The organism is Agromyces luteolus, assembly GCF_009729855.1.
Taxonomy (GTDB): domain Bacteria; phylum Actinomycetota; class Actinomycetes; order Actinomycetales; family Microbacteriaceae; genus Agromyces; species Agromyces luteolus.
In genome coordinates, this window is sequence record NZ_WODA01000023.1 from 204,340 (window position 1) to 228,274 (window position 23,935).

22 protein-coding genes are annotated in these 23,935 nt (G+C 70.1%); 14 read left to right on the forward strand and 8 right to left on the reverse strand.

The features are described 5' to 3' along the window. Positions 1–231: 231 nt before the first annotated feature. Positions 232–864, reverse strand: coding sequence for a dienelactone hydrolase family protein (locus GLX25_RS12840; RefSeq protein ID WP_240898338.1), 633 nt, complete (start codon positions 862–864; stop codon positions 232–234). Here GLX25_RS12840 and GLX25_RS12845 point away from each other — a divergent pair. From GLX25_RS12845 to GLX25_RS12875, 7 genes are all read left to right on the forward strand, one after another. Further along, positions 863–1,507 carry a TetR/AcrR family transcriptional regulator gene (locus tag GLX25_RS12845; RefSeq protein ID WP_155842838.1) on the forward strand — a complete coding sequence of 215 codons (645 nt, stop codon included), beginning with the start codon at positions 863–865 and terminating at the stop codon, positions 1,505–1,507. The genes GLX25_RS12840 and GLX25_RS12845 overlap by 2 nt on opposite strands. Positions 1,508–1,580: 73 nt before the next feature. Beyond that, on the forward strand, positions 1,581–2,279 hold the full coding sequence (locus GLX25_RS12850; RefSeq protein ID WP_155842839.1) for a class I SAM-dependent methyltransferase: 699 nt from the start codon (positions 1,581–1,583) through the stop codon (positions 2,277–2,279). A gap of 211 nt (positions 2,280–2,490) precedes the next feature. Next, on the forward strand, positions 2,491–3,249 hold the full coding sequence (locus tag GLX25_RS12855) for a DUF2306 domain-containing protein (RefSeq protein WP_155842840.1): 759 nt from the start codon (positions 2,491–2,493) through the stop codon (positions 3,247–3,249). Between the two features lie 5 nt (positions 3,250–3,254). Continuing rightward, complete coding sequence (locus tag GLX25_RS12860; RefSeq protein ID WP_205719891.1) at positions 3,255–4,472, forward strand: sensor histidine kinase; 1,218 nt, start codon at positions 3,255–3,257, stop codon at positions 4,470–4,472. Positions 4,473–4,474: 2 nt separating this feature from the next. Continuing rightward, positions 4,475–5,140: a response regulator gene (locus GLX25_RS12865; RefSeq protein WP_155842984.1), complete on the forward strand. Its 666-nt coding sequence runs from the start codon at positions 4,475–4,477 to the stop codon at positions 5,138–5,140. 50 nt (positions 5,141–5,190) lie between these two features. Continuing rightward, positions 5,191–5,850, forward strand: coding sequence for a MerR family transcriptional regulator (locus GLX25_RS12870; protein WP_155842842.1), 660 nt, complete (start codon positions 5,191–5,193; stop codon positions 5,848–5,850). After that, positions 5,847–6,809, forward strand: coding sequence for an NAD-dependent epimerase/dehydratase family protein (locus GLX25_RS12875; protein ID WP_155842843.1), 963 nt, complete (start codon positions 5,847–5,849; stop codon positions 6,807–6,809). The genes GLX25_RS12870 and GLX25_RS12875 overlap by 4 nt, the downstream gene beginning before the upstream one ends. 45 nt (positions 6,810–6,854) lie before the next feature. Here GLX25_RS12875 and GLX25_RS12880 read toward each other — a convergent pair whose 3' ends face one another. Continuing rightward, the gene (locus GLX25_RS12880) at positions 6,855–7,340 is read right to left on the reverse strand and encodes an anthrone oxygenase family protein (protein ID WP_155842844.1); all 486 of its coding nucleotides are present in this window, start codon (positions 7,338–7,340) and stop codon (positions 6,855–6,857) included. Positions 7,341–7,630: 290 nt separating this feature from the next. Here GLX25_RS12880 and GLX25_RS12885 point away from each other — a divergent pair, with 290 nt between their 5' ends. Both GLX25_RS12885 and GLX25_RS12890 read left to right on the forward strand, forming a co-directional pair. Continuing rightward, the gene (locus GLX25_RS12885; protein ID WP_240898339.1) at positions 7,631–8,032 is read left to right on the forward strand and encodes a DUF1801 domain-containing protein; all 402 of its coding nucleotides are present in this window, start codon (positions 7,631–7,633) and stop codon (positions 8,030–8,032) included. After that, on the forward strand, positions 8,029–9,135 hold the full coding sequence (locus GLX25_RS12890) for an alpha/beta fold hydrolase (RefSeq protein ID WP_155842846.1): 1,107 nt from the start codon (positions 8,029–8,031) through the stop codon (positions 9,133–9,135). Before GLX25_RS12885 ends, GLX25_RS12890 begins: the two co-directional genes overlap by 4 nt. Positions 9,136–9,561: 426 nt before the next feature. On the opposite strand, the gene GLX25_RS12895 is transcribed toward GLX25_RS12890, so the two are convergent. Beyond that, on the reverse strand, positions 9,562–10,488 hold the full coding sequence (locus GLX25_RS12895; RefSeq protein ID WP_155842847.1) for a hypothetical protein: 927 nt from the start codon (positions 10,486–10,488) through the stop codon (positions 9,562–9,564). 147 nt (positions 10,489–10,635) lie between these two features. Next, positions 10,636–11,211, reverse strand: a complete 576-nt coding sequence (locus GLX25_RS12900) for a TetR/AcrR family transcriptional regulator (protein ID WP_155842848.1) — start codon at positions 11,209–11,211, stop codon at positions 10,636–10,638. 150 nt (positions 11,212–11,361) lie between these two features. Here GLX25_RS12900 and GLX25_RS12905 point away from each other — a divergent pair, with 150 nt between their 5' ends. The 4 genes from GLX25_RS12905 to GLX25_RS12920 all read left to right on the forward strand — a co-directional run bounded on the left by GLX25_RS12905 (position 11,362) and on the right by GLX25_RS12920 (position 16,530). Further along, a complete protein-coding gene (locus tag GLX25_RS12905) occupies positions 11,362–12,723 on the forward strand; it encodes a flavin monoamine oxidase family protein (protein ID WP_155842849.1) in 1,362 nt (453 codons plus the stop codon). Positions 12,724–12,784: 61 nt separating this feature from the next. After that, positions 12,785–14,233 carry an APC family permease gene (locus GLX25_RS12910; RefSeq protein WP_155842850.1) on the forward strand — a complete coding sequence of 483 codons (1,449 nt, stop codon included), beginning with the start codon at positions 12,785–12,787 and terminating at the stop codon, positions 14,231–14,233. Positions 14,234–14,269: 36 nt separating this feature from the next. Next, on the forward strand, positions 14,270–15,085 hold the full coding sequence (locus GLX25_RS12915) for a MoaF C-terminal domain-containing protein (protein WP_155842851.1): 816 nt from the start codon (positions 14,270–14,272) through the stop codon (positions 15,083–15,085). A gap of 29 nt (positions 15,086–15,114) precedes the next feature. After that, the gene (locus GLX25_RS12920) at positions 15,115–16,530 is read left to right on the forward strand and encodes an aldehyde dehydrogenase family protein (RefSeq protein WP_155842852.1); all 1,416 of its coding nucleotides are present in this window, start codon (positions 15,115–15,117) and stop codon (positions 16,528–16,530) included. Between the two features lie 102 nt (positions 16,531–16,632). Here the strand turns inward: GLX25_RS12920 and GLX25_RS12925 are convergent, their stop codons facing one another. The 4 genes from GLX25_RS12925 to GLX25_RS12940 all read right to left on the reverse strand — a co-directional run bounded on the left by GLX25_RS12925 (position 16,633) and on the right by GLX25_RS12940 (position 23,241). Continuing rightward, positions 16,633–19,284 (reverse strand): ATP-dependent Clp protease ATP-binding subunit, encoded by a 2,652-nt coding sequence (locus GLX25_RS12925; RefSeq protein WP_166548791.1) that lies wholly within the window; start codon positions 19,282–19,284, stop codon positions 16,633–16,635. Between the two features lie 195 nt (positions 19,285–19,479). Next, the gene (locus GLX25_RS12930; RefSeq protein WP_166548792.1) at positions 19,480–20,811 is read right to left on the reverse strand and encodes a DNA cytosine methyltransferase; all 1,332 of its coding nucleotides are present in this window, start codon (positions 20,809–20,811) and stop codon (positions 19,480–19,482) included. Positions 20,812–20,935: 124 nt separating this feature from the next. After that, positions 20,936–21,874, reverse strand: a complete 939-nt coding sequence (locus tag GLX25_RS12935; protein ID WP_155842854.1) for an O-methyltransferase — start codon at positions 21,872–21,874, stop codon at positions 20,936–20,938. After that, positions 21,874–23,241, reverse strand: coding sequence for an ATP-binding protein (locus GLX25_RS12940; protein ID WP_166548793.1), 1,368 nt, complete (start codon positions 23,239–23,241; stop codon positions 21,874–21,876). Before GLX25_RS12940 ends, GLX25_RS12935 begins: the two co-directional genes overlap by 1 nt. Here GLX25_RS12940 and GLX25_RS19405 point away from each other — a divergent pair. After that, on the forward strand, positions 23,149–23,865 hold the full coding sequence (locus GLX25_RS19405) for a PDDEXK family nuclease (RefSeq protein WP_155842856.1): 717 nt from the start codon (positions 23,149–23,151) through the stop codon (positions 23,863–23,865). The two genes, GLX25_RS12940 and GLX25_RS19405, sit on opposite strands and share 93 nt — an antisense overlap. The last annotated feature ends 70 nt before the right edge of the window (positions 23,866–23,935 follow it).

Genomic DNA, 23,935 nt, shown 5'->3' on the forward strand with positions numbered 1-23,935 from the left:
TGCCTCCCCTCGCCGTCGGAGTTCGCAGGATGACACGCGTCATCCGCGCCGTATCGCGCCCATGCGACGGCTCATCCTGCGAATTCGGCGCCGCTACCGAGCCGACCGTCTCGCTCGGCGCTCGCCGAGTCGAATCGGGTCGCGTCACCTCCCGTCGCCGTCGCCGTCGCCGTCGCGTATGCGCGATCGCTCGGCTCGGGCCGCCCGGGCACAGCCCGTCCGCTCGACCTCTTACGCACGCGCCGCCTGCCGAGCGCGGTCGACGACGTCGAGCCAGGCGATGACGGATGCCTCGAGCCGGGCGCGCAGCTCGGCGTCGTGATCGGCGTTGGTCGGGTCGGCGAAGAGGTGCGCCGATCCCGGATAGAGCACGAGGTCGCCGTGCGCCTCGTCGACGAGCGCACGCGCGACGTCGAGGTCGACCCACGGGTCGTGCTCGGTCGTGTGCACCGCGAGCGGGACCCCCGCCGGCCACGGCGTCTCGAAGGCCGCCGCCGGGAGGCAGCCCGACATGAGCAGCGCGCCGCGCGCGCCGGGGCGGGTCTGCGCGAGCAGCTGGGCCGGGCCGGTGCCGAGCGAGAAGCCCGCGTAGACGAGGTCGGTCGGCAGCGACTGCGCCGCGGCGCCCGCGCGGTTCGCGAGCTCGGGGATGCCGATCTCGTCGCGGTACGCGACGCCCTCGTCGAGCGTGGCGAAGACCTTGCCGTCGTAGTAGTCGGGCGTGTGCACGAGGTGACCCGCCGAGCGCAGCGTCTCGGCGAACGCGAGGACTCCGTCGGTGAGTCCCTGGCCGTGGTGGAAGAGGAGGATCTCGTTCATATTGGACAGTGTACATTTAAATTGGTCGGCGTACAATACCGACATGGGACGAACCGCAGGGCAGCGAGCCGGCCTCACCCGGCAGCAGGTGACGGATGCCGCGATGGACCTGCTCCGCTCGGAGGGGCTGGAGGCCGTCTCGATGCGACGGGTCGCCGACCGGCTGGGCGTCGCCCCGAACAGCATCTACGCGCACGTGGCCGACAAGGCCGCCCTCGTCGACGAGCTCATCGACGCGATGCTCGGCGGCGTCGCCACCCCGACCGACGACGGATGGCGCGCCCGCATCGAGCGCGTCATGCGCGACAGCCGGCGTGAACTGCTCGCACACCCCGACCTCGTGCCGTTCGCGCTGGTGCGCCAGTCGGTCGGCCCGAACGCGCTGCGGCTCGGCGAGGTGACGCTCGGCGCGCTCCGCGAGGCCGGCCTCGACGGCCCGGCTGCGGTGACCGGGCTCCAGGTGCTGCTCGTGCACACGATCGGCTCGGCGGCGTTCGAGACCGGGCGCACCGGGGATCCCGACCCGGCCGCCCGCGGTCGTCGCGGGCGCGAGCGCGCCGCGGAGTTCGGCGGCGTCACCGCCGAGCTCAGCGAGCCCATCTCGCGGTGGAGCGGCGACGAGGTCTTCGAGCGCGGGCTCGGGTGGCTGCTCGACGGGCTGGTGCCGGGCTCCGGCCGCGCGCGCTGACGCGCGGCGTGCGCCGGCGGCCGACGTGCGCCGGCGGCCGACGTACGCTGGCGGGAGACCGGGAGGATGCCGCATGACCGGACACGAGCACGAGCACGAGCACGACCACGAACACGAGCACGGCAGCCGTCACCGCCACGCCGGCGACGCCGACGGTCCCGAGATGTTCGAGCCGCCCGCGTGGGACGAGGCGTACTCGGGCGAGGAGGCCCGGTGGAGCGGCGACCCGAACGCGCAGCTCGTGGCCGAGGCATCCGCCCTCACCCCCGGCACCGCGCTCGACGTCGGCTGCGGCGAGGGCGGCGACGTGATCTGGTTGGCGCGGCGCGGATGGCGCGTGACCGGCGCCGACTTCTCGGCGAACGGCCTCGCCCGCGCGGCCGAGCACGCCGAGGCGGCCGGGGTCGCCGACCGCACCGACTGGTGGCAGGTGGACGCGCGCACCTTCGCCGCCGACGGCCGCTCGTTCGACCTCGTTACGACGCACTTCCTGCACCCGCCGGACCACGGGATGGTCGACGTCGTGCGCCGCCTGGCCGGCGCGGTCGCGCCCGGCGGGCACCTGCTCGTGGTCGGCCACGCGCCATCCGAGGCGTTCACGCACCTGTCGGCGAGCCACCGCGACGCGATGTTCCTCGCCGCGGACCTGCTGCCCGGCCTCCCCGACGACTTCGAGGCGCTCGTGGTCGAGCAGCGCCCGCGCACGACGGTCCGCGACGGCGAGACCATGCAGGTCCACGACTCGACGCTCCTCGCGCGCCGCCTACCCTGACCCTGACCCGACGCCCCCACCCCCACCCCCACCGCGCCGTTTGGACGGAATCGGGTGCTCGGCACCCGCCCCGGCCGCCCGATTCCGTCCGAACGCCCGGCACCCCGCGCCTCCGCGCGGTCCCCGGGCGGCGCCGCCTCAGCCGATCGGCCGAGGCGAGGCGAGCCGCCCGGCCGATGTGCCGCGCGACCCCCGCGACGACGATCGAGGCATGACCGAGACATCCGCCGCCCGCATCGGCACAGGCCGTCGCGCCCGCACCCGCCGACGCCCCGAGTGGCTCGTGCCCGCCGCCCTCATCGCGCTGAGCCTCGTGCCGGTCGCCGCCGGCGCGTTCCGCATCACCTCGCTCGCGCTCGGCGCGCCCGAGACCGCCGAGAACGCCCGCTTCGTCGACTCCCCCGTGCCCGTGATCGTCCACATCATCGGCTCGGTCGTGTTCCTCGTGCTCGGTGCGCTGCAGTTCGCGCCGTCGCTCCGCCGGCGGCGCTGGCACCGGATCGCCGGCCGCATCGTCGCACCCGCCGGCCTGCTCTCCGCCGGGTCGGCGCTGTGGATGACCCTCTTCTACGCGATGCCGGAGGTCTACGGTCCGGCCCTCTTCGTCATGCGACTTGTGCTCGGCTCGGCGATGGCGGCCGCGATCGTCGTCGCGTTCGCCGCCATCCGCCGTGGCGACGTCACCACCCACAGCGCCTGGATGACGCGCGCCTACGCCATCGGCCTGGGCGCCGGCACGCAGGTCTTCACGCTCCTGCCGTGGACGCTCCTCGTCGGCGAGCCCGACCACGTCGCGTACTCGGTGCTCATGGGCGCCGGCTGGGCGATCAACCTCGCCGTCGCCGAGGTCGTCATCCGCCGCCGCTCGGCGAGCCTGCCCCGCGGGCCCCGCGGGCCCCGCGGGCCCCGCGGGCCCCGTCGTCCCGGTACGTCCGGCCGAGCCCCGGCGGCGAGCGCGCGCCTATCATGAGGGGCATGACGAGCCCCGCCCGGGCGCTGTGGGACGCTCCGGCCGCCTCCCCGCCGCCGCCCCGCCGGGTCTGGCGCGACTGGGTGCTCGTCGCGGTGCTGCCGCCGCTGATCGTGCTCGAGGCGACGCTGCGGGCGGATGTCGCGTGGCGCTGGCTGTGGGCGGTCGTACTCGTCGCGCTCGTGCCGACCCTGCTGTGGCGGCGCATCCGCCCCTTCACGATGCTGGCGATCTCGTTCGGCGTCGGATGGGCCGCCGGCCTCGCGACCGGCGGCGACCCGCAACTGATCGCCACCGCGTACTTCCTGATCCTCGTCTACGCGGTCATGCGGTGGGGCTCGGGGCGCGCGATGCTCGGCGGCGCGGCGCTCGTGCTCGTCGGCACGCTCGTCTCGCTCCCGCTCGGCGAGGCGACGCCGGCCGACGTGATCGGCGGGATCGCGGTCGTGGCGACGACCATGACCTTGGGCATCGCGTTCCGGCAGCGCGCGGCCGCGCGGGCGCGTGAGCTCGACCGCGTGCGGCTCCTCGAGCGCGAGCAGTTCGCGCGCGACCTGCACGACACGGTCGCGCACCACGTCTCGGCGATCGCGATCCAGGCGCAGGCGGGGTCGGCGGTCGCCGCGTCCGATCCCGCGGCCGCGATCGACGCGCTCCGCGTCATCGAGGGCGAGGCGTCGCGAACCCTCGACGAGATGCGGTCGATGGTCGGGGTGCTGAGGCGAGCGGATGCCGCGGAGCTCGCGCCGACGCCCGGCATCGCCGACGTTCGGCGGCTCGCGCGGGTCGGCGCGGGCGCTCCTGGCGCCGGAGGCGTCCTCGGATCCGGGAGCGCGGCGGCCTCCCCCGACCAGGACCGCGGACCGGAGCCCGTCGCCGGCGATCCGAGCATCGACGTCCGCATCGACGGCGACCCCGACGCGGTGCCTCCCGCCGTCGGCGCCGCCGTGTTCCGGATCGTGCAGGAGGCCGTCACGAACGCCCGTCGGCACGCGCGCGACGCGTCGCGCATCGAGGTGCGCGTGCGGGTCGACGCGGACGGGGTGCGGGTCGACGTCCGCGACGACGGCGCGGCCGCGGCATCCGTCGCCCCCGGATTCGGACTGACCGGCATGGCCGAGCGCGCCGCCGTGCTCGGCGGGACGTGCACGGCCGGCCCGGCGCCCGACGGCCGCGGGTGGGCCGTCGGCGCGGTGCTTCCGAGGAGCGGATGGTCCGCATGAGCATGAGCGTGCGCGTGCTCATCGCCGACGACCAGGACCTGGTGCGCGCCGGGCTGCGCATGATCCTGGACGCGCAGCCCGACATCGAGGTGGTCGGCGAGGCCCGCGACGGCGCCGAGGCGGTGGCGCTCGCCCGTGAGCTGCGGCCCGACGTGTGCCTGCTCGACATCCGGATGCCGCTGATGGACGGCCTCGAGGCGACGCGGATGCTCGCCGGCGCGGACGTGCCCGATCCGTTCCCCGTCGTCGTGATCACGACGTTCGACCTCGACGAGTACGTGTACGGCGCGCTCCGCGCCGGCGCGCGCGGGTTCCTCCTGAAGAACGCGGGGCCGACGATGCTCGCCGAGGCCGTGCACGCGGCGGCGCGCGGCGACGCCCTCATCGACCCGAACGTGACGGTGCGGCTCATCGAGGCGTTCGCGGGGGCGGATGCCGCGGCCGCACGATCCGCGGCGGCGCCGCCGCCCGCGACGCCGCTCACCGACCGCGAGGAGGACGTGCTCGCCGCGGTCGCGCGCGGCCTCGGCAACGACGAGATCGGCCGCGACCTGCACATCTCGCTCAGCACCGTGAAGACGCACGTCGCGAGCCTCATGGCGAAGATCGGCGTGCGCAACCGCGTCGAGCTCGCGATCTGGGCGCACGAGCGCGGCCTCACACGCTGACGGTCCGCATCGGCTGATAGTTTCACTATCGATAGTGCTACTATCAGTGCATGCGGATCTCAGAGCTCAGTCGGCGGAGCGGCGCTCCCGTCACGACGCTGAAGTACTACCTGCGCGAGGGCCTCGTCCACGAGGGCGAGCGCCGGAGCGGCAACCAGACCGACTACGACGAGTCCCACGTGCAGCGCGTGCGGCTCGTGCGCGCGCTGCTCGAGACCGGCGGGCTCTCGATCGCCGCCGCGAAGCGCGTGCTCGCGACGCTCGATTCCCACGACCGGTCGATGGCCGACACGTTCGAGGCCGCGCAGCACGCGATGACCGACGCGCGCCCGCACCACGAGGCATCCGTGGCCGCGCGCACCCGCGTGACCGCGCTCGCCGACGCGCAGGGCTGGCGCACCACGCCCGACAACCCCGGGTTCGACCTCGCGGCCCGGGTGCTCGACGACTTCGCAGCGATCGGCTACGAGCCGTCCGACGCGTACCTCGACGCCTACGCCGCCGCGGCCGACCGCATCGCGCGCGCCGACCTCGCCGCACTGACCGACCGCGACACCCCCGCGCTGACGGCCGAGCTCATGGTCGTCGGCACCGTGGTCGGCGACGCGCTGATCGCGGGCCTCCGGCGCCTCGCGCACCAAGAGGCGACCGCGGAGCTCTTCCCGGTCCCGGGCGCCTCGCATGCCACGCAACGAAAGGACCTGTCATGACCACCCACGTCGTCCTCGGAAGCACCGGCGTCGTCGGACGCGAGACCGTCGCGGCCCTCCGCGCCGGCGGCCACGAGGTGCGCGCGGTGTCGCGCACGGCGTCCGGCTCGGCGTCGGCGTCGCCCGAGCCGGGCATCACGCCCGTCGCGGCAGACCTCCGCGACGCGGCATCCGCCGCCGCAGCCCTGGCTGGCGCCGACGTCGCGTACGTCACCGTGGGCCTGCCCTACACCGCGGCCGCCTGGCGGCGCGACTGGCCGGTGATCGTGCAGAACGCGGTCGACGGATGCCTCGCGGCCGGCGCCCGGCTCGTGTACTTCGACAACGTCTACGCGTACGGGCCCGTCGAGGGGCCGATGACCGAGTCGACTCCGATCAGGCCGACGAGCCGGAAGGGCGCGGTGCGCGCCGACGTGCTGCAGCTGCTCGAGTCGGCGCGCGACGACCGCGGGCTCGACCTCACGATCGGCCGCGCCGCCGACTTCTACGGGCCCGGCGCGTCGACGAGCGTGTTCAACATGTTCGTGATCGACCGCGTCGCCGCGGGCAAGCCCCCGATGTGGATGTTCGACGCGACCCTGCCGCACTCCATCACCTACACGCCCGACATCGGCGCGGGCCTCGCCGTGCTCGGCACCGACGATCGCGCCCGCGGGCGCACGTGGCACCTGCCGACCGCGCCCGCCCTGACCGGCGACGAGTACCTGGGCCTCGCCACGGGCGGCCGCCTGCCGCACCGCACGATGTCGATGGGCACGATGCGGCTCGGCTCGCTGTTCGCGAGCGGCGCCCGGGAGTCGCTCGAGATGGCCTACCAGTACACCGCGCCGTACCTCTTCGACTCGTCGGCGTTCGAGCGGGAGTTCGGCGTCGCCCCGACGCCGTACGCGGAGGGGATCGCCGAGTCGCTGCGGTATGCGGAGGCGCTGCGGTACGCGGAGGCGCACCGGAACGGATGACGCAGCCGCGCGGCATCCGCCTTGCCCTCGTCTGCCCGGGCCGGGTCATCCGGCGGCGCCGCCCATCGGCAGCACCGACGCGAGCGCGACGCCCGCGAACGCCGCCACGGCGAGCGGGGTGCGGATGGTCTGCCCGCGGTGCCACTTCGCGCGCAGCGCCTGCCAGTCCTCCGGCGGCGACTCCGGGTCCCACCGGGCGGCGAGCGCATTCACGGGGGCGTTGAACACGAGCGTGACGACGATGACCCCGATCCAGAGCGCGAGCGCCGCGAGCGCGGCGACGAACGCCGCCGGGCCCGCCGGGAACCGCAGCACGACGAGCGGCACGATCGAGACGCCCGCCGCGATCACGAGCACGGGCATCACCCGGCCGAGCGCGACCTCGAACTCGTGCTTGACGAGCGTGAAGTCGCGCGCCCCGAGCCGTCGCTGCACGCGCAGCTGCCCGAGCTGCGTCGCGAGCAGGATCCCGGCGACCAGGCCGACGAGCATCAGGCTCACGAACTCGGCGATCGCGATCAGCCCCTCCACCGCCGGCCCCCTCCCGCTCGGTGGCGGCCGACCCGGCCGCGCCCTGCTCCGAGGCTACGCCGAGCGCGCCGGCGCGCCGCGAAGTGCGGAGCGCTGACGCGCCGGCCGGCCGGCATTCGGTTCCGCACTCGTCCGGTACTTCGGTACCGCCTCCGCGAAGCGAACACCTCGCCTCCCCTCCCGTGCGACCGCGCCGCCAGCCGCGCCGGGCATCGATCCGCGCCCTGCCGCCGCAGTACGCTGGGATCTCGACACGATCGCGAGGAACCATGTCAGCGAAGCAGCCCGCGATGTCACCGTCCGACCTGCCGGTCGCCGAGGTGCTCGACCGCGTCACCGGCCCGCGCCGCGCCGAGGCCGACGAACTGGTCGCCATGTTCGGCGAGGTCAGCGGCGAGCCGCCAGTGGTGTGGGCGGGCCGCATCCTCGGGTTCGGCGTCTACGACTACCGGTACGAGAGCGGGCGCGAGGGTCGATCGCCACGGCTCGCCTTCGCGCCGGGCCCGACGAAGCACACGATCTACATGCCGGAGCAGTTCTCCGAGCGCTGGCCCGACCTCATGTCGCGGCTGGGCCCGCACCGCGCGAGCAAGGTCTGCCTCTACCTCACGCGGCTGACGGGGGTGGATCGCAGCACCCTGCGTGAACTGCTGGAGCGCACGCTCGCCGAGACGTCCTCGCAGGAGTCATGAGCACGCGGCGCGCCCGGCGCGGGTGCGCCGCACCCGCCCGGCGCACGCGCATCGGGGCGGCCGTCGCCGGCGGCCTCCTCGCCGGCCTGGCGGCCCTCGCCGCATGGATCCGTTTCGGCGGCCCGCGTCTCCCGGCCGGAATCGACGCCGTGATCGACCGGGTCGCGGCGGGCGACCTGGCGGGCGTGGTCACCGGCACGACCGGGGAGACGGATGCCGGCGGCATCCGCATCTGGTACGAATCGATCCCGCCGGTCGGGCGGGAACGCGGCACGGTCCTGGTGCTCATCTCGCTCGGCGGGGACGCGATCCTCTGGCCGCCCGCGTTCCTCCGCGTCCTGACCGGTGCGGGGTACCGCGTCATCCGCTTCGACCAGCGCGGCACGGGCGCGTCCGACTGGATGCCCGAGTGGGATCGCGCGCACCCGTACACGCTCGTGGACCTGGCGCGTGACGCGATCGCCGTCCTCGACGCGACCGGTACCGAGCACGCGCACCTCATCGGGCTGTCGTTCGGCGGGATGGTCGCCCAGGAGGTGGCGATCGCGGAACCGGGCCGGGTCGCGTCGCTCACGCTCATGTCGACGTCGCCCGATCCGACCGACCCGACCCTGCCGGAGCCGCGCGTCGGGCGATTGGCGCTGCAGGCCATCCGCGGCCTGCCGATCCTGAAGTACCGGCTGCTCGGCGACCCGTACGCCGACGTCAAGGAGCGCATCGCGAAGATCATCAGCGTGAGCGGGCCGGAGGGGGTCGACGTCGAGGAGAACGCCGCGCTGGTGCTGTACGACCGGCGCGAGCGGAACGGGTTGAACCTCCGGGCGCTCCGCCAGCACCAGGCCGCCGTCGCCGCGACGCGGCCCCGGGCGCCCGCCCTCGCGACGCTCGCGGTGCCGACGCTGGTGGTGCACGGCACCGACGACGACCTCATGCCGTTCGAGCACGGACGGCGCCTCGCCGCGACGATCCCGGATGCCGCGCGCCTCTGGCTCGACGGCGTGGGCCACGTCTTCCCGTACCCGCCGTCGGCCGGGGTCGAGGGCGCGATCCTGGCGCACCTCGATGCGGCGGGCGGCCGCGCGCAACGCTCGTCGCCGATCTGACGTCGGCCGACGGCAACTACGTCGGCTACGAGGCGGGTGCCAGACCGGCCGCCGACTCGGACTCGAGGATCGCGACCAGCTCCGGATCACTGCGCCGCACTTCACGTTCGATCGCGACCCGGAGGATCGGCTCAGCAACGCGTGTGAGCCCGTGCGTGGTCATGCGCATGACGCAAGTGAGGAGCGTGCCGGTGGAGTGCGGCTCGACGCGGTACACGACGTCGCCGGAGATGGACCCGTCGATCTCGAAGGCGACGAGACGACCCGGCTCGAACCGGACGAACCGGTTACGCGCGCCTCGAAACGCCGTCCCGCGACGCGCCGGACGAACTCGTGCTCGGTTCCGACTCCGACCGGCCCGGGGGTGAGCCGGCGGACCTCGATGAGCCCCGACTGCCACTTCGGGGCGTTCGTCTGATCGGCGAGTCAGACGGGTCGATCGGGGCAGTCCAGCAGCTTGGAGCCCGTGACCGGGTCCACCGAGATCACCCCGATGCAGCCCTCCGGAAGCGGCACCTCGCCCGGCGGGCGCCACGGCTGCGATGGGGGCTGCGACACGGCCCCCTCCGCGGCCCTCCTCGCCGCCTCCTCGGCAGCCGCCTTCTCGGCATCCACCGCGTCCGCGTGCGACTTCTCCGCCGCGGATGCCGCGAGCAACCAGCGCGGAACCGCCGCGAGGCCGGCGTCATCGCCTGCCTCGGCGAGGACGGCCTCGCGCGCCGACCGGAGCTCCGCGACGGATTCGGCGGAGGCCTTCTTCGAGGCCGCGACGACGCGGTCCGTCAGTGCATCGATGTCGGCGACCACGGCCGCGGTGGCGCGCCTCGCCGACTCGCACGCCGCGTGCCGCTCGATCGCGGCGAGGCGCATGCGCGCCGATTCCGTTCCGATCGCCGCACGGAGGTCGCCGAGCAGGTGGATCTCGTCGACCAGCTGGTTGCGCGTGGGGCCGGAGGCGTCGGAGTACTCGACTAGCTCGATGACGACGGCGGCCGGCTCGGCGAGACTCGCGTCCACGTCCGCTCGGGTGATGGCCGCGGTGCCCATCGTGATCGTCGGGTCCGTGAAGCGGCGGGGTTCGGCGACCGCGGGTTGCAGCAGGCTTGCGCCGTCGCGAGCGCAGCGGTCGGCGTCCTCGGCCATCGCGCGGTCGGCGTCGACGCGCACGTTCGCCATATCGATCTCGCTGAGAAGTCGATCGCGCTCAACGGTGAGTTCGGCACGGGCCTCGGCATCCAGGCCGAGCGCTCGGATGCCGGTCGCGCCTGCTGCGGACACCACCGAGACGACAAGCAGCACAGCGATCGCGAGCGGGCGGCGCCACAGCCAGGATCGGGCAGCGTCAATGGACATGCAGGGCTCCATCTGCGGCCATCGGGGTCGCCGCTCCCCAAACGTAGCGGAGCGGATCGACCCGGAGGATCACGGATTCAACTCGATCCACCGGGCTCACCCGCGCCTGTGCGCCGGCCGTAGAGCGGCCACCGCGAATGCCACGGGTCAGCCGCGCGGCCCCGCGGCGACGACCGCGCCGAGCGCCTCGACGGCCTCGGAGAGCTGCTCGGCCGTGATCGCGCGGCCGAGGTACTGCAGCACGAGCCCGTCGAGCGCGGCGAACATCGCGCGGTCGAAGCCCGCGCTGCTGGCCAGCCCGAGGTCGGATCGGCCGTGCGCGAGTTCCTCGACGTACCGCTCGTAGAGCGTGCGCACCGCCGGCTGCAGGTCGGGACGACGGCTCGCTTCGAGGACCATCTCGAATTGGAAGACCTGCAAGGCCGGCTCGGAGAGCACGTTCTCGATCAGGGCGGCCCGGAACGACTCGGGATCGCCGGCGTACTCGCCGAGGTTCGCCAGGCCGATCGACCGCTCCATCGACCATTCGAGGGTCGCGGCGAGGAGCCTGTCGCGCGTGCCGAAGTGGTGCGCGATCAGGGTGTTGTTGACGCCGGCCTCGTCGGCGACCGCTCGGAACGTCATGCCCCGGAGGCCCTTGGCCGCCACCACCCGGACGGTCGCGGCGAGCAGCGCCTCCTTGCCGTCGCCGTGATTCAGGGGCCGCCGCCGGGGGTCCGTCATGCGCTCCAGTGTAGGCAGCTGCGCAGCGGCCGTCCGCGAAGCGGTTGACGCAGAACTGAGCATGTGCTTAGCTTACCGGCACCAATACTCAGCAGTTGCTTAGTTCAGCTCGGATGGCTCGGGCGGCTGCTCCCCGTGAAGGAAACGACGATGTCTCTGAACACGCAGGCACGACCGACCTCTCGCCCGGCGGAGGTCGACGTCCTCATCCTCGGCGCCGGCTTCGCCGGCCTCACCGCTGCCCGCGAACTCACGCAGCGCGGGCTCTCCGTGCGGATCCTCGAAGCACGCGACCGCATCGGCGGCCGCACGTGGTACGCGGACGGCCTCGGCCGCAGGCTCGAACTCGGCGGCACCTGGGTGCACTGGACCCAGCCGTACGTCTGGGCCGAACTCGCCCGCTACGGCATCGGCACGGTGCCGAGCCCGGCCCCCGCGGTCGCGCACTGGTGGGAGGACGGCGGGCCGAGGTCGGGCGACCCGCTCGAGCTGCTCGCCCGCCTGGACGAGCCGAACCGGCGCCTCACCGCCGAGGCCCGAACCGTCTTCCCGGAGCCGTTCCATCCGTTGACGCAGGCGGCGCTCGTCGAGGCGACCGACCACGAGACGGTCGCCGATCGCATCGCCGCCCTCGACCTGCCGCCCGGCGACCGCGCGCTGCTCGAGACGTTCTGGACCCTCAACGTCAACGGCTCGATCGACGCGGCCGCGTACACACAGGCCCTGCGGTGGGTCGCGCTGACCAACGGCGACTGGGCCATCAACTTCGAGGCGTGCGCCTCGTACAAGGTCGACGGCGGCACCGCGCGGCTGGCGCGGGCGATCGCGGATGACACGGACGCCGAGCTGTGGTTCGGCGCCGCCGTCGAGTTCCTCGTACACGACGACGATGCGGTCCGGGTCACGACCGCGGACGGCACGACCCACGTCGCACGCCACGCGATCTCGACGCTTCCGCTGGCGGCGCTCACGCGGGTCCGGATGACGCCGGAACTCCCTCAGGCCATGCGCGACGCCGTGCACGAGGGGCAGGCGGGCCTCGGCGCCAAGGTCTGGTTCCGCCTCGAGGGCGTCACCGAGCCGTTCGTCGCGTTCGGCGAGAAGGACTGGCCGCTGAACTTCTTCCAGGGCGAGTACCCCGATGGCGACGGCATCATCGTGATCGGGTTCGGCCCGGATGCCTCGGCGATCGACCCGACCGACGCCGCGGCGATCGAACGCGTCATCGGCCGGCTCATCCCCGGCGCTCGCGTGACCGCGGTGCGTGCACACGACTGGGTGAGCGACCCCTTCGCCGGGGAGACCTGGCCGATGCACCGGCCCGGGTACCTCACTCACGCGCTGCCCGGCTTCCACGCCGGCGCGGGCCGCCTGCGCTTCGCCGGCTCCGACTACGCCCACGGCTGGGGCGGCTTCATCGACGGCGCCATCGAGAGCGGCCTCGTCGAGGCACGCCGCATCCTCACCGAGCACGCCGACGCCGGCGTGCGCCTCCTGGCCGTCAGCGCCTGACGCGCCGGTCCCCTATCACCCCGCTCCCCTGAGCACCGCTCGAAGTCCAAAGGAGGACCTCATGAGCACCACCACCGATTCCAAGCCGGCTGCGGCCCCGACCGTGCACGGCACCGCCCTCAAGCCGAACAGCCTCGGCTTCATCGGCATCGCCTTCTTCGTCATCGCGGCCGCCGCGCCCATGGCCGCCTTCGTCGGCGCCGGGCCCGTCCTGTTCTCGATCATGGGTCCGGGCGTGCCGCTCGTGTACATCATGGTCGCGCTCGTCATCGCGCTCTTCGCGGTCGGCTACCTCAAGATGAGCCGGCACATCGTGCACGCGGGCGGCTTCGTCGCCTACATCGCGCGCGGGCTCGGGCGGCACGCCGCCACGGGCGCGGCGGGCATCGTCATCGTCACGTACATCGCGCTGCAGGTCGGCTTCTGGGCCCAGTTCGGGGTGTTCGCGCAGCAGTTGGCGGCCGGATGGCTCGGCATCGACCTCCCCGTCTGGGTCTGGGCGCTCGGCTTCATCGTGCTCACCACGGCGCTCGCGATGCGCGGCGTCGACCTCAACCTGCGGGTGCTCGGCATCCTGCTCGTCGCCGAGATCGCCGTGGTGGCGATCCTCGTCGTCGGCATCGTGATCGGTGCGGCCGGCAACCCGCCGTCGCTGGAGAGCTTCAGCCCCTCGCAGCTCGCCAACCCGGGGTTCGGCGTCGCGGTCCTCTTCGTGTTCGCGTGCTTCACGACCTTCGAGGCCACGACCGTCTTCAGCGAGGAGGCGCGCAACCCCCGCCGCACCATCCCGCTCGCGCTGTACGCCGTGGTGCTGTTCGTCGCCGTGTTCTACACCGTCGCCACGTGGTCCGTCAGCTTCGCGGTCGGCGCCGACCAGGTGCAGCAGGCGGCGACCGACGACCTCGCGGGCATCATCTTCGGCCTCGCCGCGACGTACGTCGGCCCGTGGCTGGATGTCACGATGCAGGTGCTCGTCGTGTCGAGCTTCATCGCGATGCTCATCGGCATGCAGAACATGTTCGCCCGGTACGGCTTCGCGCTCGCCCGCTCCGGAGTGCTTCCCGCCCCGCTGGCACGCGTGAGTCGGCGATCGCACGCCCCGTCCGCCGCGGCGCTCGCGAACGGTGTCATCGTCGCGGTCATCGTGCTCGGGTTCCTGCTCGCGGGCGCCGACGCCATCGAGGTCGTCTACGCCTGGTTCGTCGCCCTCGGCACGGTCGGCTTCATCGTGATGATGGCGCTCGCCTCGCTCGCGATCGTCGTGTTCTTCCTGCGCGAGAAGGTCGAACGCGGGTTCTGGACGACGAAGGTCGCGCCAGCGGCATCCTTCGCCCTCGTCGTCGCGGTGCTCGTCATCGCGCTGCAGAACTACGACGCGATGCTCTTCAGCGAAGGCGCCACCGCCAAGCTCCTGCTCTGGTTCATCCCGATCGCGTTCGCCCTGGGCGCCGCGCTACCGATGGTCAAGAAGGACATCGACTACGAGTCGGTCGTCGAGGCCGCCCCCTGACTCCCCTTCCCGCATCCGACACGCAAAGGACCCATCATGAGCACTTCCACTTCCACGACCACCCCGATCGAGCAGGACTACGTGCCGGTCGAGGAGTGGCCCGACGTCACCGCGATGCTCGAGGGCTTCGGCGAGCCGAGCCTCGGCGCGACCGACGCGCTCGAAGGCTCGACCTTCGATATCCGCTTCGACAACGGCTGGACCATCGCCCACCGCTTCGATGGCGGCACCGTCACCTGGACGATCACCGAGGGCGACGGCACCGGGATGACCGGCACCCACCCGTACCGAGCCGTGGAGGCGCGACCCGGCCTCTACTTCATCGAGTTCATCAAGGGCGAGGGCGCGCACGCGAGCGACGTCTCGATCGTGCTCGACCGGAACGACGGCCGCGTGACGGTCGCCGACTCGAGCTTCGTGGATCGGCAGGGCGAAGTCCGCATGCAGACCGCCGTGCTCACCGGGCGCGTCGCCGGCACGGGCGAGATCGAGCCGCTGCACCGCTCGAGCGCACTCGTGGGCAAGCGCATCTACTACCGCTACAGCCCGAGCGAGCACTACGAGCACATCTACCTCAACAACGGCACGTTCGTCTGGCACTGCATCCGCGGTGCCGAGCAGGGTCTGGCGGATGTCGACCCGGCGACGGTCTACGAACTCGGCGACGGCATCGTGATGCTGCACTGGAGCGAGTCGGTCATGCCGGTCGAATCGTTCCTCGTGATCGACCTCGTGGCCCAGCGTTCGATCGGCCGCATGTTCTGCTGGGACGGCCCGACCCTCGCCCCGGTGCACCTGCCGTTCGACAGCCGTTTCACGGTCCTCAACGAGACCGCCTACCCGACCGACTGACCGACGCGACGACGCTTCTGGAGGAACCCATGTCGACCACGCACCCCACCACGATCCTCGAGGCCATCACCGCCGACGAGGCCACCGGGCGTCCGATTCCGGATGCCGCGACGCGGGAGGTCATCGGCCACGCGCCGGTGCACACCGTCGCCGACCTCGACGCCGCGATCGCCGCCGCCCGCGCCGCGCAGCCCGCGTGGGCCGCGCTCGGGCACGGCGAGCGCAGCCGCATCCTGAAAGCGATCGCCGACGAGATCGAGGCGAACGCCGAGGAGCTCGCGGTGCTGCTCTCCCGCGAGCAGGGCAAGCCGCTCGACGGGCCCAACGCGCGCTTCGAGGTCGGTGCGTGCGCCGCCTGGACGCGGAACGCCGCGGACACCCCGATCGAACCCGAGGTCGTGTTCGAAGACGGCGCCGCCCGCGCCGAACTGCACTACGAGCCGCTCGGCGTCGTCGGCGCCATCGGGCCGTGGAACTGGCCGATGATGATCTCGGTCTGGCAGATCGCGCCGTCGCTGCGCATGGGCAACACGGTGGTCGTGAAGCCCAGCGAGTACACACCGCTGTCGGTACTCGCGCTGGCCGAGGTCTTCAACCGCCACCTGCCGGCGGGCGTGCTCACGGTCGTCGCGGGCGACCGCGAGGTGGGCGCGGCGATCGCAGCCCACCCTGGGCTCGACAAGATCATGTTCACCGGCTCGACGGCGACGGGTCGCCGGATCGTCGAGTCGTCGGCGCAGAACCTGGCGCGGCTCACGCTCGAGCTCGGCGGCAACGACGCGGGGATCGTGCTTCCGGGCACGGATGTCTCGGCGATCGCCGAGAACCTGTTCTGGGGTTGCTTCATCAACACCGGCCAGACCTGCGCCTCGCTGAAGCGCTTGTACGTGCACGACTCGGTGTACGACGAGGTCGTCGACACGCTCGCCGGGATGGCGCAGGCCATGCCGATGGGCCGCGGCCTCGACGCCGGCAACGTTCTCGGCCCGCTGCAGAACGAGAAGCAGTTCGACATCGTGCGCCGCCTCGTCGACGATGCCCGCGGTCGCGGCGCGCGCGTGGTGGCCGGCGGCGAGCCCGCCCCCGAGCTCGGCCCGCTGTTCTATCGCGCGACCGTCGTCGCCGACGTGGACGACGGTGCGGCCCTGGTCGACGAGGAGCAGTTCGGTCCCGTCATCCCCGTGATCCGGTACACGGATGTCGACGACGCGATCGCCCGCGCCAACGCCTCGGAGCAGGGCCTCGGCGCCTCGGTGTGGTCGAGCGACCCTGACGAGGCCGTTGCGGTCGCCCGCCGCATCCAGGCTGGCACGGTGTGGATCAACCAGCACGGCGCCCTCAACCCGAACATCCCGTTCGGCGGCACGAAGGCGTCGGGCTACGGTCACGAGTTCGGCGTGCACGGCCTGAAGGCGGTCTCGTCACCGAAGGTGATCTCCCGCTGACGCGAATGCGCGAACGCCCGGCCTCGAGAGAGGCCGGGCGTTCGTCTCGGTGCGTGTGGTCTCGATACGCGCCGCCTGCGGCGGTGCTACTCGACCACCGGACTAAGCAGCGAGCGACACCGTCGCGTTGGGCACGGATGCCACGACGAACGCGCCGTCCGCGGCATCCACCCGCACCGCCTCGCCGTCGCCGAGGGCGCCGGTGACGAAGAGGTCGGCGATGCGGTCGTCGATCTCGCGCTGGATCAGGCGACGCAGCGGACGGGCACCGTACTCGGGCTCGTAGCCGCGCTCCGCGAGGAGCGCCAACGCGGCATCCGTCACCTCGAACGCGATCTCGCGCGCGGCCAGCCGCGCCGAGGTCGCGCCCAGCATGAGGCGCACGATCGACGCGATCTCAGCGGACGAGAGCTTCTGGAACAGCACGATCTCGTCGATGCGGTTCAGGAACTCCGGCCGCATGGCTTCACGCACCTTGCCCATGACGCGAGCGCGGACATCCTCCGAAGACGAGAACCCCGAGCCATCCGTCGACGCCACGAACCCGAGCGCACCCGACCGCGACGCGAGGAACTCGGAACCGAGGTTCGAGGTCATGATGACCACCGTGTTGCGGAAGTCGACCGTGCGACCCTGGCCGTCGGTGAGGCGTCCGTCGTCGAGCACCTGCAGCAGCAGGTTGAACACGTCGGGGTGCGCCTTCTCGATCTCGTCGAACAGCACGATCGAGTACGGGTTGCGCCGCACCCGCTCGGTGAGCTGCCCGGCCTCGTCGTAGCCGACGTAGCCGGGAGGGGCGCCGACGAGCCGCGACACGGTGTGCCGCTCGCCGAACTCGCTCATGTCGAAGCGGATGATCGCGCCCTCGTCGTCGAACAGCGACGACGCCAGCGCACGCGCCAGCTCGGTCTTGCCGACACCGGTCGGCCCGAGGAACAGGAACGAGCCCACCGGCCGCTTCGCGTCGCCCATGCCGGTGCGGTTGCGCCGCACCGAGCGGGAGACGGCGGTGACCGCGTCATCCTGCCCGATGACCCGGGCGTGCAGCTCGCCCTCGAGGTTCGCGAGGCGCTCGCGCTCGCCCTCGGTGACCCGGTTGACCGGGATGCCGGTGGCCCGCGAGATCACGGCGGCGATCTCCGCCTCCCCCACGGTGGTCGAGTAGGGCGCCCCAGCGCCCATATCGAGACCCTCGGTCGTGGTCTCGATACGCTCCTTCGTCGCGACTCGACCACCGGAGGTGGCGGCATCCAGCCGCTCCTGCACCTTCTCGATCTCGTCACGGATGCGCGAGGCCTCCTCGTAGTGCTCGGCGCGGACGGCCGCGTTCTTGTCGGCCTCCAGGTCGGCGAGCCGGGCGATCAGCCCCGAAACATCCACCTTCACGCCCAGCTTCAGGCGCAGGCGCGCGCCGGCCTGGTCGATGAGGTCGATGGCCTTGTCGGGCAGCACGCGGTCAGTGAGGTACCGCGCGGAGAGCTCGACGGCTGCGCGCAGCGCGTCGTCGGTGTAGGTGACGCCGTGGTGCTCCTCGTACGCGGGGCGCAGGCCCTGCAGGATCAGCACGGAGTCCTCGATCGAGGGCTCCCCCACGCGAACCGGCTGGAACCGGCGCTCGAGCGCGGGGTCCTTCTCGATGGTGCGGTACTCCTTGAGCGTGGTCGCACCCACGAGGTGCAGCTCGCCGCGGGCGAGGCGCGGCTTCAGGATGTTCCCCGCGTCCATGCCCTCACCGGCTCCGCCGGCGCCGACGACGCTGTGCACCTCGTCGACGAAGACGATCAGCTCGCCCTTGTGGGCGGCGATCTCCTCCATCGTCTTGGTGAGGCGCTCCTCGAAGTCGCCGCGGTAGCGGGTGCCGGCGAGCATGGCGGGCAGGTCGAGGGCGACGACGCGCTTGCCGAGCAGCTGCTCGGGCACGTTCTCCTCGACGATCGCGCGGGCGAGGCCCTCGACGATCGCGGTCTTGCCGACGCCGGCCTCGCCGATCAGCACGGGGTTGTTCTTCGTGCGGCGGCTGAGGATCTCGATGGTCTGCTCGATCTCGTCGGCACGCCCGATCACGGGGTCGAGCTCGCCGTTCGCTGCGCGCTCGGTGAGGTCGAGGCCGAACTTGTCGAGCATGGGCGTGGCGGACTCCCCCTCCGCCGGTCGAGTAGGCGCGCCAGCGCCGTATCGAGACCCGTCCTCGTCGGCATCAGATGCCACGTGCTCCCCCAGGCCGGCCGCGAGCGCCTCAGCGGTGACGCCGCCGCGCGCGAGCACCTGCCCGGCGGGGGCGTCCTGTCCGAGCACGAGTGCGAAGAAGAGGTGCTCGGGGTCGATGTACGTCGAACCGCTCGAGCGTGCGACCTGGTACGCGTGGAACAGCGCGCGGGACGCCGACGGGGTGATGGTCGCCGCGTTCGCCCGCTCGCTGGTCGAGTAGGACGCGTCAGCGCCCGTATCGAGACCCGCGGGCAGCCGCGCCTCGGTCGCCGTGATGATGCGCTCGGGCGTCGCGCCGACGCGCGTGATCGCCTGCGCGACGGACTCGTCCTCGACGATGACGCGCAGGATGTGCAGCGCGTCGAGCTCGGTCTGTCCGCGCTCGAGCGCGAAGCGTCCGGCACGCTGCAGGATGCTCTGGGTGCGCGAAGTCAGGAACCGGCTGAGGTCGATCGACCGCGCCTGCCTGGCCTGCTCACCCGCGAGGTAGCGGCTCAGGAACTCGTCGAACGAGCTCGCGCCGGCCTCGTTGAAGTTGTCGGGCACCTAGGTCCTCCTGGGGAACTTGAGTTGGGTACGCTCAAGTTCAACGTGGGGCCTTTGCCGATATTCCCGGCAGGTTCCTACGGGCTGCAGCTGGCCCACTGCGCCCCAGTCGGCAAGTGCGCAGCAACACCTTCGAAGGACCGGGCAGCGACGAAGACCGTCTTGCCAGTTACTCGGCTTCGAGCGACGCTATCCCTACGCCGCCGAGCCCTGAAGCGGCGCCATCGCTGTTCGGCGCCGCTTCGGCACCTGATCCTCGGCGACCTCGAAGAATCTCGCAGCTTCAGTCGGGCTAAAGCTCAACAGTCGTTCGTCGCTGTCGCAGGCCCTTCCGAGTGCACTCGCCTGCGGATGCGACTCAAGTGCGGCAAGCAGGGCGATAGCAGCGGCCCGTGCGAGCAACGGTGGGACAGAGTTGCCGATCTGCCTGTGCGCGTGCCAGTTCGTCGTGTGAAACCTAAACCAGTCTGGAAAGGAGTGAAGTCGCGCGGCCTCGCGGGCGGTCACAACTCGCGGCTCGACAGGGTGCAGAGGTCGGGCAGCGCTGAAAGATCCGCGCTCCCGGCCCGTCCCGGCCCGCAATGTGAGCGCGGGCTGATCCCAAGCCAAGCGATAGGCGCGACTGATCGGTTCCTTCGCGCCCTGTGCAGTTGCCCGGAACCGAGCGACCGAACTCGCGCTGTGCAGAGTAGACCGATAACCGTGCAACTTTTGAGGCTGAAAATCGCGCGGATGTCCAAGTCCGTCAATGGCCCGCCCCTTAACATCCGCGAACTCAATGAAATCGCCTCTCGCATCAAGGTAGTTCCGAAGCGCACGGGTAGACAGCCGAAGTGAGTCAGTAGTGGTGACTGGGGCGCGACGCTTGAGTTCGGGCAATCCTTCCAAGGCGTCAGCGACCGTGAACACTCTTGCACCTGTCGGCTTCGGCGGTTGAGGGGAACCTTCACCTCTCAAGACACCGAGTATCATGACTCGGCGACGTCGCTGCGGAACACCAAAGTCCTCGGCGTGCAAGACGTCTTCGTGTCCAACAAACTCATATCCGGCAGCGCTGAGCGCACGCAGGGCCCTGCTCCGAATCTCATCGAAACGTGCATCGAGAAGGCCAGGGACATTTTCCATGCAGAAGGCCCGCGGACGAACCTCCGCGACGAGTCGCACGAATTCCAGGATGAAGCGGTTGCGCTCATCAGACGCATCCTGTCGCCCCATCGCAGAAAAGCCCTGACACGAAGGTCCACCGATCACGGCATCAACCACGCCGTCCCAGTCCTTCTCCGGATAGTGGGCAGACCAGCCTTTTCGCGCAGATCGGATCAGATCCTCACCTCGAAGACTCGCGATGTCAGCGCAAACGACGTCTGCTCGAGGGAAGTTGAACAAGTGGGTCGCTGCATGAACCGGGTCGTACTCAACCGCAGAAAGAACATCGAACCCAGCGGACTCAAAGCCCAGGCTAAGACCGCCAGCACCCGCGAAGAGGTCGATCGCCACGGGACGACGGACCGGACGCAACTCGTTCACTGCCACACCCTCACACCGACCTCTGACATGGCTGCGCAGACACACCGACCTCTCAGGAGAACGCGATCGCTCAGCCAACCCACCTCCGAGGACCGCGCGACAATCTCTGTCGCAGGTAGCGCCATCACGCGGTCCAAGTGGTCTCTGCTGCGGACTGCAACCCAGCAAGGTGGAGATAGCGATAGACCCTTCGATATGCGGCGAGGTCCTCTGCCGGTATGAACGACATGTTCAGGGGAGACTTGGCCACCTTCGGGAGCTGGCGATCAAGGATCGCCCGCTCCCGGGCCGTCACCACCGGCACTCGAAGGTCCAAGTACGTCTCCGCGGGCATGTAGTAATCCATGCCCCGCAGCCACTCGCGGATCTCGCGGTCAGTGATATCTGTCGGCAGAAGAAAGCCTCCGACAGTCTGCATCAGCGCATTATCTCGGTAGTGGAAGTTCAGAGATTGTGCCCAGCGCGTCGAGTCCTTTCGTTCCCGCACCGCGCTCTTGAGCACGGAGTCGACGACTGTTCGCTGAGCCTCGGCCAGCCCATGACGACCAAGTGAGGAATCCGAGACCCCCGGTGGTACAAACTGCGCACCGATTCGGGACTCAAATTCCTGCAGACGATTGGTGAGCGGCGAAACGGGCTGGGCGTTCAACGTAACAAGAAACATGCTCGGCGAAGCCAATCCGCGTGCAACTGTGATTAGGTCGGCCAGGACTGAAGCATTAAGACTCGCGGTGTAATCCAACCACATGATTGTCGGCTTTGTGAAATCCAGATCGCCACGTCGGAATACATCCGTCGTAAACCCATGGACGACTTGAATTGTCTTGAACGGCTTATTGAACTCAAAACGGGCCGGCTCGCGACTCTCGATAGAGTACATGCGCTTTATGTTGAGCACACGATGCATCAGCTCGAAATCCAGGAACTCTAGCGCTCCCATTCCGATGTATTGGAACTCCACGCCTCTGTGCGCGTCCATGAAGCGCCGAGCCATCTCAACGATTAGATGACGTTCGATGTTCTTGGCCGGGCGATGGCGGTAATCAAACGACGACTTTGCCATCAGTCGAGATCGCTCTCGTGCGCCATAAAGTAGCCAAAAGTGCCTCGGCCGACGTCGACAGCCTTTGTAACACCCAGAAGCTCCGCAGCTTGATCGAATTCGTCGTCATTCACCATATAGGTGATTCGCTTGCCTCTAGCTTTCTCCGAGAGCCGATCGTTGGCAGAGACGATAGAGAGCGGCCTGGCATCGACAGTCTTCAGTTCAGCGACGGAAACGGGCTTCGCCGAGTCGAGGACCGCGGTAATTGGCACTGCATCAGGCGTCAACTCTTCCGCCGCTGTATTCAGCGCGCGTCGCTCAAGCTTCAGGTCATTGAGCACAGAAATCACCACCTTTCCGGCTTTGATCATCTCTCCGCGCACCTTCAGCCAGACCGGGTCAGAGTTTTCGACGCCAGTCTTGGTTGTATTCCATGGCAAGGCGACAGAGTCGGCGGCGGTCATATAGACAAATCCGCGGAACCGCGCATACTGGTTGTGAAAGAGAGGCAAGTTTCCTGCACCGCCCCATCCAGTCAGCCAGGTCTTATCGGCCGCCAACAAGAGGCGGTCATTCCCGAACACGTACCAACCTGCCTCGGCGGAACCCGTGGCGACGTCTTCGGGCTCCGCATCCTCGTCGGCGTCGGTGCGGCTGTAAACACCTGCGTAGATCTCCACGTCGATCGTGCGTCCCTCGTCGTCCGTGAGGGAGAAGCGCTCCACAAGGGGATGAAGATCTGCCGCCGAACGCGCTGCAACGGAGAGCACGGTCGGGGTCTTGGGAAGTTCGGCGCCGTTCAGTGTCAGGACCAACCCTCGTTCGATTGCCATCCGATGTTTGGAACGAAGCTCATCTCGCAGCTGATTCATTCGAACCATGTCCCCAAAGACCGCGCTTACATCCGGAGTAAGCGGTTCGACGAAGATCGTCGTGCCGTTGGGCGGGTATCCGCGCTCTCCTGGTCCGTGCACAGCCAAGTCCATATTCCAGTCGTCCGGAATGTCTTCCCAATTCCTAACGTCGAGCTCGACAGTAAAGTGCGAAGCACCGGTCGATGAATCCACTACAAAGGCATCTCCCAGCTTGAAAAGCGCCCTCTTCATGCCCACACCAAACTGTCCAATTGAGGAATCTAGCCCGGGTGCGTCTTCGGGGCGGCCCATGCGAAACACGTACTCTGTGGCTGCATCCAGTGAGATACCACCACAATTATCCGAGATCGCGAAACGCTCCGGTACAGCTTCGATGTCTACGCGAAGCCCGTCGAAGTCGCCATTGGGGCGCATTGCATGGGCACTGTCTACGGAATTGTCCACCAAGTCCAGAATGGCCGCATTGATCTCGATATCGCGCGTCAGAATGTCAATGAAGAAGCGCTTCACTGGTCCAGCCGGGACCTGCCGAACCTCGGTTACTTCGCCAGCACCGGATCCGGTCATGCGCAACTCCCTATCTCATCCGCTTGTGTTCGGATCACTCTATTGCCCAAGACAGCTGCCTGGTGGTGGGGCCTGCCGTCATCGAAGCGTATCGTCGCTAGTGTGACCGAAGAGTGGTTGACTGACGACGCGACGTCGCGCCGGATGCGTGCGACTCGGTCCAGCGGCTCGACGCTCGAGCTCGCGATGCGGCGAGAACTGACTCTTGCCGGCCTCCGATACCGTTTGCAGTTTCGCCCCGAGCCGGACATGCGCCATCGGGCGGATTTTGTATTCATCCGCCCGAGGGTCATCGTCGACCTACGTGGGTGCTACTGGCACGGATGCGAGGCTCACTGCATACCTCCAAAGCGCAACGCACCCCGGTGGCAGGAGAAGTTTGCACACAACCGTGCGAGAGATCGACGAATCGTGAAGGAACTCGAGTCGCGCGGATGGACAGTGATCGTCGTCTGGGAGCACGATGATCTTCGAGTCGCAGCTTCGGTAGTGGCACGCGTCGTCCGTAACCGGCGAACCCGCGCAGCGAACCGCGGATCGGGAAGAAGATCGAGCTTCGAGGCGTGAGGTGGCAGGTTCGCCAAGCAGCATGTGCGAGCAAACCGTCGACACTAAGGCATCCAGCGATCAGCCTGAC